We start from the raw sequence: 12,145 nt of genomic DNA, 5'->3' as shown, positions 1-12,145 counted from the left end.
TATTATGCAAATTATAAGTAGACTAGATTACAGATAAATGGTCGGAAGGTTGGGTCGAATGAAGCTCCGTCCAAATACAGTTGGCAGCTCCGACTACCCCAGCATGCTCACCCATTTCAGCAGCATGGAGTTCCACACCATCTCCCCAATATGCAGGCATGCACATCTTGCGCATCTCTTCCTTAATTGCCTCAAGCAGCCATGCCCCTTGTCCGATAACAGCTCCACCTAATACAAATCGACGACTATTGAGCACATGCTGCAGCGTCACAAGCCCAACTGCGATGTTTCGAATATATTGGGTAATGACCTCATTTGCTGCCAGATTGCCACTACGTGCCGCTGCGAACCAAGCCTCTGGCTTCTCCTCACATTGAGGCAATATTGATGCCGCAGAAGAACTGCCTTCAAGAGAAGTAATCTTCTCTCTCATCATCCGCTTCAAGGCATTTACAGAAGCATACTGCTCCCAACAACCGATCAATCCACAAGTACAAGGCTCGCCATCCATCTGCACGATGAAGTGCCCGAATCCACCCGCATGGCCATCAGCCCCGCCATAGAGTGCACCCTCTTCAATAATCGCACCTCCAATTCCTGTACCGAGCGCGACGCAGACAAATTGATCCATGCCTCTGCCTGCGCCCTTCCAGCTCTCCCCGAGGGCGATTGCATGCACATCGTTAATGACGCGAACCGGCACACCCGTCGCTTCATGAAGCAATTCTTGAACAGGAGTCCCGCTCCAACCCGGCAAATTATCCGTCGCATAAGCCACATGCCCATCGCGATGAATATAGCCTGCGGAACCTATACCAATGCCTTCTACTGCCCACTGGTTCTGTGCCGCCTCACTCCGATAATAATGAATAAGCTGCTTCAGCTTGTTCAGCAGTTCGTCTCGTCCAAGCATAGCCTCTGTAGGAATGGTACGGGAATGAAGTACATTTCCCTGTTTATCTACAATGCCGCTCTTTATATTCGTTCCACCAATATCAATAGCGATAACGACAGATTCATGACTGTTCACTGCGTCTGTCATGATAACGCCTCTCCCATGCTGGCAGGTTCATTCCCATCCTGGTTCTGAGCAATCACAGGAATGACCGAGCCCGACATCGCCGCTTGGACGGGGACTTGCCCCCCTTTTATCTTGGAAACAAATGAACTGGTAAGCGTATGCGGACGTGTAATGGCCGTGCCCACTACAACGGAGAATGCGCCATTTCTCAAGGCTTCCTCCGCCTGCTCCGGTGTATGGATGCGTCCTTCCGCGATGATCGGCGTTGACACTGCTGCGGCCAGCCGCTTGATCAGCTCCATATCCGGCTCCTTCTGCTGCACGCTATAGGGCGTATAACCTGATAATGTCGTAGAAATAAAATCAAAACCCAACTCCGCCGCGCGAATCCCTTCCTCATAAGTTGAAATATCCGCCATCAAGGGGATGTCATATTTTGTTTTGATAACGTTTACAATGTATTCAAGCATTTCACCCGATGGACGCGGCTGCATCGTGGCATCAAGCGCGACCATGTCAGCGCCGGCAGCAATCATCACTTCAACATCCGCAAGAGTCGGAGTTATATATACGTTAGAACCCGGATATTCCTTCTTCCATATTCCGATAACCGGAATGCGAATCGCTTCCTTAATCGCTGCAACATCTTGCGGCGAATTGCTGCGAATTCCGGCAGCACCGCCATTCACGGCTGCTAAGGCCATGCGCACCATCATATCGCTTCCATACAACGCTTCCCCTGGATACGCCTGACACGATACAATCAAATTTCCTTGTAGTTGTTCAGCAAGCTTCTCTGCTCTTTTGTTCGTTTCCTCTACCTTCATCGTTTCCAACTCCCATAGGTTAGAAATAATCATCCAATATTTCGACCACATTTCGGATTCTTACTCCAATTTAGCATGGAAAATGAAGGATGTAAAGGATAGATCATCGAAAACTGTGCTTTACAGCATGCGCTCTTTCTTACATGATAAGAGTAAAATATTTGAAAGTGGGAAGGGAGTCTATTTTACTCATCATGAAACGCACATGGTTGGCCGATGTATGTCTCTTGCTCGTTGCATTGATTTGGGGCAGTACGTTTCTTGTTGTTCAGCATGCTGTCCATACTTTGCCCCCTCTTGCCTTTAATGCAATTCGCTTTGCATGCGCTGGACTGCTGTTTTCAGTCGTTCTACTTCTTACAAGACGAACCTTGACTATCTTCCTGAACAAGCGACTGCTTCTTCACGGCGGGATACTTGGCTTATGGTTATTTTCCGCATATGCGTTTCAGACCATTGGACTGTTATACACAACGACAACCAACACCGGATTTCTAACGGGTCTATCGGTTGTGCTGGTTCCTTTCATTACCTTATGGCTGTCGAAGCAGCGGCTGACGATCCCAACTTGGATCTCCGCACTGCTTGCTCTTTGCGGGCTGTATTTGCTCGCCTTCAACGGTGGAACGGCTGAGTGGAATAAGGGAGACGGACTCGTGCTGCTCTGCGCTGTCGGCTTCGCCATGCATATCGCCCTGACAGGCCGTTTCGCATCGCAGCACGATACACTGCCGCTTGTTACCGTACAGCTTATGACTGTCGGCATTCTATCTGGTATTAGTTCGGCCATCTTCGAACCGCAGCTAACAATGAGATTGCTCGGGCAAGCCTTATCGGAACCGAAGGTGCTGTTCGCACTTGCTATATCCATTGGGCTCTCGACCGCGTTTGCCTTCTGGGCGCAGACTTGGTGTCAGAAATATACCTCCGCGACACGCGTTGCGATTTTATTTGCGATGGAACCGGTATTTGCCGCCATTACGGGCGTAACCTTTGCCGGAGAAGCGCTGGGAGGATGGGCGCTAGCGGGATGTGGGCTTATTTTTATTGGAATGATCGTTGCTGAATTGAAATGGAGCGGACATGCTGTACAATAGAAGTAGAGAGAAATACGGGTGTTCGTGGATAAAAATGTGACGAGCCCCTATTACCAGTACATGAATATGTGCTGCATAGATAGGAGAGAAACTCATAACCCATGTATAAACTTATCGCAATTGATGTAGACGACACGTTGATTAATGATGACAAGCAGGTAACTCCCGGCACGAAGCGTGCATTGGAGCTCGCCGTTCAACAAGGCGTTACCGTTACACTTGCAACAGGACGCATGTATGCTTCTGCTCATAACATTGCCTTGCAGACAGGTCTAAATGTGCCTCTCATTACGTATCAAGGCTCTCTGGTGAAGAACGTAATGGACGGTGAAGTACTCTACGAGCGTGCAGTGCCGCGCGATGCTGCGCTTAAGCTGCTTCGCTACTGTGACGAGCACAATATCCATCTGCAGTTGTACATTGATGACAAGCTGTACGCTCGCGAAGAAAATCAAAAGCTGATTGACTACGCGAACTTGAGCCGCATTCCTTATTTCATAGAACCTGACTTTGATCGTCTGCTCGCTTCCCCTTCCACGAAGATGCTCATGATCGACGAACCGGATCGACTGGATCGTGTCGCAGAAGAACTGAAGGAATTGCTGGGATCAGAGGTTCATATTACAAAGTCGAAGCCTCATTTCTTAGAGGTTACTCATTATGAGGGCACGAAGGGAAGCGCATTGCGCCATTTGGCGGAACACTTCGGCTGCAGCTTGGAAGAGACGATCGGTATCGGAGATTCATGGAATGACCATGATCTGATCGAGACGGCTGGGCTCGGTGTTGCGATGGGCAATGCCGTTGATTCACTTAAGACGATTGCCGATTATGTAACAGAGAGCAACAATGATGAAGGCGTACGTCATGTCATAGAGAAGTTCATCCTGAATCGTGACAGCGCGAACTAATCACACTTAAACGAAGCACCGCTTTCGACCAGACAAAACCGTCTGGGAAAGCGGTGCTTTTTTAATCAACCGCACAGTATTACTCCACTGGGTTCTCCTCTAGTCGTTTATAGTGCTCAATTTTGGATTCAATCTTCAGTAGATGCTCATGCAACTCCTTAACTTGTGCCATAACCTGCTCTTGATGTTCCTCCAATAACGCACGTCGTGCACGTATCGTGGAATCCCCTCTGCTTCGCAAATGAGAAAACTGCTGCATCTCCCTGATTGGCATGCCTGTCGCACGCAATCGGAGCAGGAAATGAATCCACGCCATGTCCGCTTCCGTATACTGCCGGTAGCCATTTGCATCGCGCTGCACTTCTGTCAGCAACTCAATCTTTTCGTAGTAGCGCAACGTATGTACGGACAGTCCTATCTTATCCGCAATTTGATGGATCGTAAAATAGGTTTTCATAATGGAACATGATATCACGCCACCCAACACCGAAAAAAAGGCTTGCTATAGAGTGCACTCTACTGTGTAGCATGTCATTCATGCAGTGCATTCCAATCCGATTGGATTATCTATCTTAAAGGAGGACTTCCCGATGCGAGCCGCAGTTACGTGTCCATATTCGAGCAGCACTTCATGTCGGTCTAACCCCTAACGAAATCATTGAAGCGATGATTCATTGTGCTCCATATACCGGATTCCCCCGCGTCCTCAATGCCACATTTACAGCCAAGCGTATATTTGAAGATCAGCAGATGAGCGTCGGACCTCTCTAGCACAAAAGGGTAACCTCGGTTACCCTTCCACTCGCATTCCTGTCCGAGCCAACGCCACATTCGCAGGCAGCTCATAGCTTGTACGGAAATCAATGTCGTGGGACATATGCGTAAATATGGTCCGCTTCGGGCAGATATCCTGAAGCAATTCCACAGCCTCGACCATGTCGTATACAGAACGGGTCTCATAGGCTGCCTGTTCGTGATAAAAATTCGTTCCCAATATAAGAAGATCGAGATCGCGGAAAAATTGACGTTCCTGAGCGCCTAGCCCAATTGCATCCGAAGCATATAACCAACTATTCAACGCAGCTGATTCCGCATTCGCGGAGTCTTCATTCCCTTCTAATTCCTGCCTCCTCGCTTCCGAATACGGTTCCTCCGTTCCCGAGACGGCTTGAAGCCGATCAAATCGATACGCGTAGGAATAGCCATTCTTGCCATGATTGACCCGGATCGGTTGAATGGACCAGTCCCGCCACTGCCATGTCTGCTCGATATCTTCGAATTGGATGAACCGCTCAAGCCATGGATACATCGTTCGAATCAATTGATTCACCTCTGCGGGAGCAATGACATGCCCTTGTCGATCCAGCCAGCGGCATGCATCCGCATATGCGGGGAGCCCTGCGATATGATCCTGATGCGCATGGGTGATGAGGATATCATCTATCCAGAACAAGCCTGCACGTTCCATCTGGCCTGTCCAATCCGGCCCGCAGTCGATGAGAAGCCGTTCGTCAGCTCGTTCAATCACAACAGAGGAACGATAACGGCGGTTCTGTCCTTCCTCACGCGCCTCTCTGCACACCTCACAGTCGCAATATACTCGTGGAACCCCCATGGAGTCTCCTGTCCCCCAAAAAGAAATTGACCAACTCTTTTCCTCACAATTCATGTCCATTTTTCTCCTTCAGCTGCGTATATATTTACAAGAACAACACGTAACCGTTATAAAATCTCCATTGTTCTTCCATCATGTATCAAGTATAATCGGAGTCAATTCCGCATGCACACATACTTACATACGGATCCTATGATACATGATAACGCAGTTATCATCACATTCGCTATCATGTTCGCTATAATGAGGAGGATTATCATGAGTTCCAACGCACTGTTCAATGATGTTGAAATTGTCGCTCACCGTGGCTATGCAGCGGTACATCCCGAGAATACGATGGTGGCATTCCGCCGTTCCATTCAAATGGGCGCCGATACGTTAGAAATCGATGTACATCATTCGAAAGACGGCATTCCCGTCGTTATCCACGACGATTCGCTGGATCGAACAACAACGGGCACAGGACGTATCCGGGAGAAGACGGTTGCTGAGCTTCAGCAGGTGGATGCAGGCAAGAAGTTCAGCCCAGAGTTCGCTGGATGCGGTGTTCCACTGCTGGAAGAAGTGCTTGAATTATGCGGGGGTAAAGTTGGACTTCAGCTGGAGTTGAAAGAACATAATACGGAAGAGGAACTTCGCGCCGTCCTTCATCTGTTGAATCAATATGATATGACAGAACGCACGATGTTTATCTCTTTTTACCCAGACAATCTGCGTATATTACGCAGCCTTAACAACGATATTGAGCTCGCTCTCCTGTCAAGCGAGCTTGTCGATTTGAAGGCAGTAGCCGAGCTTGGCAACGCCACACTTCTTATTCAGCTGTCGACAGTCCTGGAGCATCCGCAACTCGTCGCCGAGACGCAAGCAGCCGGTGTAGGCCTTGGTGTCTGGACCGTTCGCAGCCTAGAAGATGCGTATAAGCTCGTTGAGATTGGTGTTCGCAGACTGACAACGGACATTCCATTGTATCGCGAAGCTTAGTTACACTTGATCTAAGTTACACTTGATCTAAGTTACACTTGCTCTGCAAGAAACCATATGACTCTTACTTACTACGAAACCATACATAAGCGCAGACCTCTCGAATAATCGGGCAGTCTGCGCTTCATTTATTATTTCATTCTATTCCTGCTAACACCTGATACCAAACTCCCCGATTGCTGTACAATTTCTCCCTAACCTCATCCCATCCGCCCATATCATCGATATGAAACAAGCCATCTGGGACGGGATAGGCCTTGATGGTCTCTTTAGCAACCTGCTCATTCACAGGACGGAAGCCTGCTTCCGCGAACATTCGCTGCGCCTTCGGCTCACGCAAATAAGCGACGAGCGCTTCTGCAGCTTCCTCAACTTGGTGTTTCCTCGCATGTTTCCTCACAACAACAACTGGATTCTCGATTAGAATCGTATGCTTAGGAAGAACCATCTCATAAGGTACGCCTTCACGTTTGCGGGACAGGATCTCATTTTCGTAGGTCACGATTGCATCCCCAACACCATACTCAAATGCAGCCATCGACGCTCTGCCGCTCTTATCCATGGACAGCACATTATGATGGACGCGCATCAGCAGCTGCTTGGCAAAAGGTGGCCCATCCTTCCCTTGCTCAGCTGCCATCTTCAACCCTGCTCCGTATATGGCATTAATATCCCACTGTGCTCCACCTGATGTCTTCGGGTTCGGGTATAAGACATTAACCCCTTCACGGGTCAAATCCGTCCAATCCCGAATGCCGAGAGGATTGCCTTTCCGTGTACCTATGACAGCAACAGAACGAGTAACCATTCCCTGATAAGCATCCTGTTGCTTCCAATCTGAGTTAATCAGCTTCGCACGTTCGAGCTTATCTACATCCCCTTCCATGGCGAGAAGGGCTACATCCGCTTCCATCCCGCCGGCTATCGCTCTGGCCTGAGTACCGGAGGCTTCATAAGACTCCTGAAAGACAACCTTCTTGCCCGTCTTCGCCTCCCAATCGGCAGCGAATTGTGGGAGTATGCGCCCTAGCGCGTCCTTCACAACTGAGTAGGCACCGATTACGATGGTCACGGTATCCTTGTTAGAGGCAGAGATCTGCTTCATTGCTATGGCTCTCTCTGTCCCATTTCCGTCTTGATCGGCTGACTTACTGCTACAGCCCGGCAGTACCACAAGGAGTGAGAGTATGATCACCGCCATCATTGCTGTAAGCCTATCTCTGGTCTTAATTCGGCTCAAGGGCGTCCTAACCCCTCGACCACGATCCGTGTTCAAATATGAACCGGCATCGGGTCTTCTTTTAACGCATTTTCCACTACCCAACTCCGACCCCCCTCGAACACATAGATGCGATGAACAAGCACCTGCACCCAATCCCCCGCCTGCAGCATTGGCTTCTCCAATGAACGATATGTTTTCAATATCATGTCGCCAACTTCAATCGCCACCATCCATTCACTCCCACGAAATTGGAGCGACCTCACGGTGCCGTGTATGCAGGCAGATGCCATTTTCAATTCACCAGGCAAGCCCACCTCAATATATTCAGGGCGAATCAATGCCTTGAATGCATCTCCGAGTTCCTGAAGCGTCTCCCGAACAGCCTGCGTCTCTAGTACAGCTTCTACAGGATCAACTGAATAAGGAATAGCCGTCTGAAGTGACGACGAGAGAGTCTCGAATCCCCGCAGGGAGTCCAGATCCGAAATAATCGTCGATTCTCCAATAAATTCAGCCACGAATGGAGTGTTCGGTGATTGGTAAATATCCCATGGTGTCCCTTTTTGCTCCATACTTCCCTGATTAATAATCATGATCTCGTCTGCAACTTCAATCGCTTCATCCTGATCATGGGTAACAAAGATGGAGGTAATGCCAACCCGTTCAATCAGTTCCCTCAGCCAGCTTCGCAGCTCCTTGCGAATCTTGGCATCAATTGCAGCGAATGGCTCATCCAACAGCAGCAGCTGTGGCTCAGGGGCCAATGCACGCGCGAAAGCTACACGCTGGCGCTGGCCTCCGGACAGCTGGTGCGGATATCTTCGCTCTATCCCAGACAACCCAGTTAGCTCGAGCAGCTCTGTAACTCGCTCACGGATGCGATCCTTGGGCCATTTCTGAATTGTCAGCCCAAAGGCAATGTTGTCATAGACGGTCATATGCTTGAACAACGCATATTGCTGGAATACGAAGCCGATGCCGCGCTGCTGGGGCGGGATTTCATTGACCCGATTCCCTTGGAATCGAATTTCACCGCTGTCTGGCTGCTCTAGGCCAGCTAGCATGCGCAGTACAGAAGTCTTCCCGCCACCGCTCGGTCCGAGCAAGCCGATAAGCTGACCTGCTTCAATGGAGAAGCTGACGTCGCGCACTGCATGATAGGAACCGAACCATTTGTTGAGCTGATTTACCTCAATATGCATCGTCAATGCACTCCTTTGCGTCCTGCGTGACGCTTCGCCCATTCCATGACGAGCAGCAGGATGATCGAACTGAATACAAGTACTAGGGCCAAGCTGCTGGCCGCCGTAATGTTGAAGTTCTCCACGTCTTGGTATACAAGTGTCGTTGCGGTCTGCGTCTTGTTCATAATATTGCCGGATACGACAAGAATGGCGCCAAATTCACCAAGGGAACGAGCTATGGTTAGAACGATTCCATAGAGCACTCCCCATCGTATGGATGGCCATGTTACCTTCCAGAAGGTAGTCCAATCATAAGCGCCAAGCATCGACGCAGCTTCTTCCTGCTGTGTCCCAATTTCCTGCAGGACGGGCACGACTTCTCGGATAAGCAGCGGGAATGTCACAAATAAGGTGGCAAGCACCATACCCGGGAACGCATATACGATTTGGACGCCCATGTTCGCAAATAACGTCCCCATAATCGTCTGCGGCCCTAACAAGAGTACAATCATAAATCCGCCTATAATCGGGGATACCGCAAAAGGGAGATCGATAATCGCATTGAGTAATCGTCGAACAAAACCATTTAACCAGCCCCCTCTTACAAGGACGATCGATAACCATACACCAAACACAACATTAAGCAGCGTCACAACGCCTACAACAGCTGCTGTAACTCCAAGTGCATGAAGCGACTCAGGCCGAAGCAGGGAGGCGAGGGCTGAACCCCAACCACCTTGGAAAGCTCCCAACAGCATTTGCAGTAATGGAGCAATAAGTAATGTAATAAATACAGCGTAAGTCAGAATGATAAGCAGCAACTGCAGCTTAGAGCGTGAGTGTGGGTGTGGATCATGTACAGCTGCTGAGGATTGCGAGGCAGTTAGCACTTGATGCGGTTCTTCTGAAGAATTGGGCTGATGATAAGGAGTATGCTTCATGACGATTTCCTCCGGTTCTGTATCCAATGAATCGCCCATAAGACTATGAATGATAAGGTCAACAATAAGACAGAAACGACTGCTGCCGATTGAGGGTGGTCACTTTCAATTTCACCGAAAATGTATACAGATGCAACGAGCGTCTTCCCCGGTATGTTCCCAGCGACGAGCACTACTGCTCCGAATTCAGCCATTGCCCGGGAGAAGGCAAGCATTGCACCACTCACAATGCCTGGCCTCATACGCGGCAGCGTAACACGAGTGAACGTGTACATACGGGACGCGCCAAGCGTATAAGAGGCTTCTTCTTCAGACAAGTCGGCCTCTTCCAAGAGCGGCTGAACTGCCCGAATGACGAAGGGAAAAGTGACGAAGACCATAGCAGCTACAATAGCGGGCTCTGCAAAAACGATTCTCCACCCCATAGATTCTGCCAATCTCCCAACGAAGCTTCCTGGCCCGAGCAGCAGCAGGATCATCAACCCGCCTACCGCGGTGGGCAGAGCGAATGGCAAGTCTACCAAGCTATTCAGCCAAGTTCGCCCGACGAAACGATAGCGGTGGAGCACCCAAGCCGACAATGTTCCGATGACAACGTTGATCGCCGTTGCAATGATCGCCAGACGGAACGTCAGCGCCACTGATTGCCATGCAAGAGGTTCCATGAGACTGTCTACAAATGTGCTCCAACCGCCATAGAACGATTGAGCATATATGCCGCCAAGTGGTACCACAACCAGCAAAAATACGTATAGAAGCAGTGTGGTTCGAAACCCCCACAACGCTCCACGATAGCGCAGTACTGCGTTCACCTTCGTCCCTCCATCTACGTAAACTCAACTCTTTATATCCATTATTCCAACTTCTTTACTTGGTAATGGTTTTCACCACTTTACCAAAAAATAGATGACACCGTCAATACAAAGATTGATTTATAACGCCCAATCTGTAAGTGAACCTTATGCAACTTATTCGAAACCCTTATGATAGGTGATAACCCAATTTCATGTGATATGGACGATGAAGCCGCCGTTTCGATTCGCCAGATGGAAGCACAAAAAAATCCGCCGATTGCATTTCCTGCATCAGACGGACTTTTTTTACATGTATTTCCACTTTTTGAATAAGGTGACTTTCTGTTGTTCGACATGCATCTGAATCCAATACCGCATCCCGCTATCTGAATCTTGAAATAGAAAGACTCCACGATCCTGGCCCTTCTCCGAAAGGATTCGAAGTGTTCGTTCATTCGCTTGCAATCGGTCTACAATAAAAGCTCGCGCCTTCACCTGAAGCTCTCCTGTACCGTCACCCCGTACATTCCCTTCTGCAGACGGCCTCAGAATGCCGAGCTTGTATAGCTCCCCCGTCTTCAGGTTCACTTCCCCATAGAAACCGCTTATGCCGCCCCGCCGCTGCTCCATTCCATTGATCGTACCAATAAAGGCAACATGTCCTTCATCCGACTTGGTATCCTCTTGGTTCGGAAAATATTTTGAAAACCCACATATCAGGTTCCATTCCTGATCATTGATCTGAACATCATACAGCTTGTACAGTCCTTCTTTCACAATAAGAAGAACCTTCTCTTTATTAATCGATTTCTCTTTGCCATAATCGGTTACGACTTGATTCACCTTGTCGTATGTATGCTGAACGGCTTGTCCGCATCCTGCCAACAGCCAGCTGATCGCCACGACCGCCAGCAGCAGTGCTGCCTTCTTCATCCTTCATCTACCCCGCTTCATCCCATCGGTATGGTTGGATTCTGCCTCTCTATTCCCCATACCTACTACTTTACATGAAGTTTGTAGAATGAGCATCTGAATCTGGTCACAATTCAGCTTACAATATTGTCATCTTCACCGTCTATTGGCAAGAGGAAGGGCGCCCAACACATTGGACACCCTGTCATCGAGCAGGCCATTCAACTGCTCGTCACTTCTCTGCCTTGCAATTGCGCGACTTCCCGCTGAAGGCGGCGAACTTGTTGTTCAAGAATCGCAACACGCTGTTCCAAATTGATCCCTCCTGGAAAAGGAGGAAATGGTTGCGTTGGCGGGAGAGGCGGTGGCGGCGGAAATGGAAATGTCCCCCCTCCACCCACAGGGAATCGAAGCACTTGCCCCACATATACAACATCCATATTCGTTAATTGATTCGCTTGAATGAGGGAAGACACCGGAACCCCATTCCGATTTGCAATCGTGAACAAGGAATCTCCAGGCTGTACTATATACTCAATCATGAAGACACACTCCTATCGAAGTATTGGCATGAGTGTACACCATAAGATGGAGATGTTTTATCCTAATGACCTGTGCATGTAAGTACAAGTCACTG

General features: G+C 49.2%; 13 protein-coding genes and 1 pseudogene. 4 read left to right on the top strand and 10 right to left on the bottom strand.

Features of this window, described 5'->3' with window-relative positions:
• Positions 1 to 22 precede the first annotated feature (22 nt).
• A complete protein-coding gene (locus BP95_RS29800; RefSeq protein WP_021256357.1) occupies positions 23 to 1,042 on the bottom strand; it encodes an ROK family protein in 1,020 nt (339 codons plus the stop codon).
• Positions 1,039 to 1,848, bottom strand: coding sequence for an N-acetylmannosamine-6-phosphate 2-epimerase (locus tag BP95_RS29795; protein WP_036666825.1), 810 nt, complete (start codon positions 1,846 to 1,848; stop codon positions 1,039 to 1,041). The genes BP95_RS29800 and BP95_RS29795 overlap by 4 nt, the downstream gene beginning before the upstream one ends.
• Before the next feature lie 194 nt (positions 1,849 to 2,042).
• Here BP95_RS29795 and BP95_RS0106580 point away from each other — a divergent pair, with 194 nt between their 5' ends.
• Positions 2,043 to 2,945, top strand: coding sequence for a DMT family transporter (locus BP95_RS0106580; RefSeq protein WP_036666797.1), 903 nt, complete (start codon positions 2,043 to 2,045; stop codon positions 2,943 to 2,945).
• A 101-nt stretch (positions 2,946 to 3,046) separates the two neighbouring features.
• Positions 3,047 to 3,856: a Cof-type HAD-IIB family hydrolase gene (locus BP95_RS0106575; protein WP_028531705.1), complete on the top strand. Its 810-nt coding sequence runs from the start codon at positions 3,047 to 3,049 to the stop codon at positions 3,854 to 3,856.
• A 79-nt stretch (positions 3,857 to 3,935) separates the two neighbouring features.
• Here the strand turns inward: BP95_RS0106575 and BP95_RS0106570 are convergent, their stop codons facing one another.
• Positions 3,936 to 4,331 carry a MerR family transcriptional regulator gene (locus tag BP95_RS0106570; RefSeq protein ID WP_331281218.1) on the bottom strand — a complete coding sequence of 132 codons (396 nt, stop codon included), beginning with the start codon at positions 4,329 to 4,331 and terminating at the stop codon, positions 3,936 to 3,938.
• A 116-nt stretch (positions 4,332 to 4,447) separates the two neighbouring features.
• Between BP95_RS0106570 and BP95_RS32245 the strand changes: the two are divergent.
• A pseudogene (locus tag BP95_RS32245) lies at positions 4,448 to 4,627 on the top strand (carboxymuconolactone decarboxylase family protein); the annotation flags it as partial.
• Between the two features lie 19 nt (positions 4,628 to 4,646).
• Here BP95_RS32245 and BP95_RS0106565 read toward each other — a convergent pair.
• Positions 4,647 to 5,525: an MBL fold metallo-hydrolase gene (locus tag BP95_RS0106565; RefSeq protein ID WP_021256362.1), complete on the bottom strand. Its 879-nt coding sequence runs from the start codon at positions 5,523 to 5,525 to the stop codon at positions 4,647 to 4,649.
• Between the two features lie 204 nt (positions 5,526 to 5,729).
• Between BP95_RS0106565 and BP95_RS0106560 the strand changes: the two genes are divergently transcribed.
• A complete protein-coding gene (locus tag BP95_RS0106560) occupies positions 5,730 to 6,455 on the top strand; it encodes a glycerophosphodiester phosphodiesterase (protein WP_028531703.1) in 726 nt (241 codons plus the stop codon).
• A gap of 136 nt (positions 6,456 to 6,591) precedes the next feature.
• Here BP95_RS0106560 and BP95_RS0106555 read toward each other — a convergent pair whose 3' ends face one another.
• The 6 genes from BP95_RS0106555 to BP95_RS29790 all read right to left on the bottom strand — a co-directional run bounded on the left by BP95_RS0106555 (position 6,592) and on the right by BP95_RS29790 (position 12,050).
• Positions 6,592 to 7,659: a sulfate ABC transporter substrate-binding protein gene (locus BP95_RS0106555; protein ID WP_051614018.1), complete on the bottom strand. Its 1,068-nt coding sequence runs from the start codon at positions 7,657 to 7,659 to the stop codon at positions 6,592 to 6,594.
• 68 nt (positions 7,660 to 7,727) lie between these two features.
• Complete coding sequence (locus BP95_RS0106550; RefSeq protein WP_021256365.1) at positions 7,728 to 8,879, bottom strand: sulfate/molybdate ABC transporter ATP-binding protein; 1,152 nt, start codon at positions 8,877 to 8,879, stop codon at positions 7,728 to 7,730.
• Between the two features lie 2 nt (positions 8,880 to 8,881).
• The gene (locus tag BP95_RS0106545; protein WP_028531701.1) at positions 8,882 to 9,688 is read right to left on the bottom strand and encodes a sulfate ABC transporter permease subunit; all 807 of its coding nucleotides are present in this window, start codon (positions 9,686 to 9,688) and stop codon (positions 8,882 to 8,884) included.
• 110 nt (positions 9,689 to 9,798) lie between these two features.
• Positions 9,799 to 10,614 carry a sulfate ABC transporter permease subunit CysT gene (gene cysT / locus BP95_RS0106540; RefSeq protein ID WP_021256367.1) on the bottom strand — a complete coding sequence of 272 codons (816 nt, stop codon included), beginning with the start codon at positions 10,612 to 10,614 and terminating at the stop codon, positions 9,799 to 9,801.
• Positions 10,615 to 10,902: 288 nt separating this feature from the next.
• Positions 10,903 to 11,529, bottom strand: coding sequence for a hypothetical protein (locus tag BP95_RS0106535; RefSeq protein WP_021256368.1), 627 nt, complete (start codon positions 11,527 to 11,529; stop codon positions 10,903 to 10,905).
• Between the two features lie 200 nt (positions 11,530 to 11,729).
• A complete protein-coding gene (locus BP95_RS29790) occupies positions 11,730 to 12,050 on the bottom strand; it encodes a LysM peptidoglycan-binding domain-containing protein (RefSeq protein WP_021256369.1) in 321 nt (106 codons plus the stop codon).
• Positions 12,051 to 12,145 lie beyond the last annotated feature (95 nt).

It is taken from the genome of Paenibacillus sp. UNC217MF, assembly GCF_000686865.1.
Taxonomy (GTDB): Bacteria; Bacillota; Bacilli; order Paenibacillales; family Paenibacillaceae; genus Paenibacillus_B; species Paenibacillus_B suaedae.
The sequence above is the reverse complement of the archived record's forward strand: the minus strand, read 5'-3'. Positions and strand labels throughout refer to the sequence as shown.

Excerpts from the sequence above, each read along its gene's own strand:
- BP95_RS29800 (WP_021256357.1), bottom strand. The coding sequence starts at position 1,042 with ATGACAGACGCAGTGAACAGTCATGAATCTGTCGTTATCGCTATTGAT.
- BP95_RS29795 (WP_036666825.1), bottom strand. The coding sequence starts at position 1,848 with ATGAAGGTAGAGGAAACGAACAAAAGAGCAGAGAAGCTTGCTGAACAA.
- BP95_RS0106580 (WP_036666797.1), top strand. The coding sequence starts at position 2,043 with ATGAAACGCACATGGTTGGCCGATGTATGTCTCTTGCTCGTTGCATTG.
- BP95_RS0106575 (WP_028531705.1), top strand. The coding sequence starts at position 3,047 with ATGTATAAACTTATCGCAATTGATGTAGACGACACGTTGATTAATGAT.
- BP95_RS0106565 (WP_021256362.1), bottom strand. The coding sequence starts at position 5,525 with ATGAATTGTGAGGAAAAGAGTTGGTCAATTTCTTTTTGGGGGACAGGA.
- BP95_RS0106560 (WP_028531703.1), top strand. The coding sequence starts at position 5,730 with ATGAGTTCCAACGCACTGTTCAATGATGTTGAAATTGTCGCTCACCGT.
- BP95_RS0106555 (WP_051614018.1), bottom strand. The coding sequence starts at position 7,659 with ATGATGGCGGTGATCATACTCTCACTCCTTGTGGTACTGCCGGGCTGT.
- BP95_RS0106550 (WP_021256365.1), bottom strand. The coding sequence starts at position 8,879 with ATGCATATTGAGGTAAATCAGCTCAACAAATGGTTCGGTTCCTATCAT.
- BP95_RS0106535 (WP_021256368.1), bottom strand. The coding sequence starts at position 11,529 with ATGAAGAAGGCAGCACTGCTGCTGGCGGTCGTGGCGATCAGCTGGCTG.
- BP95_RS29790 (WP_021256369.1), bottom strand. The coding sequence starts at position 12,050 with ATGATTGAGTATATAGTACAGCCTGGAGATTCCTTGTTCACGATTGCA.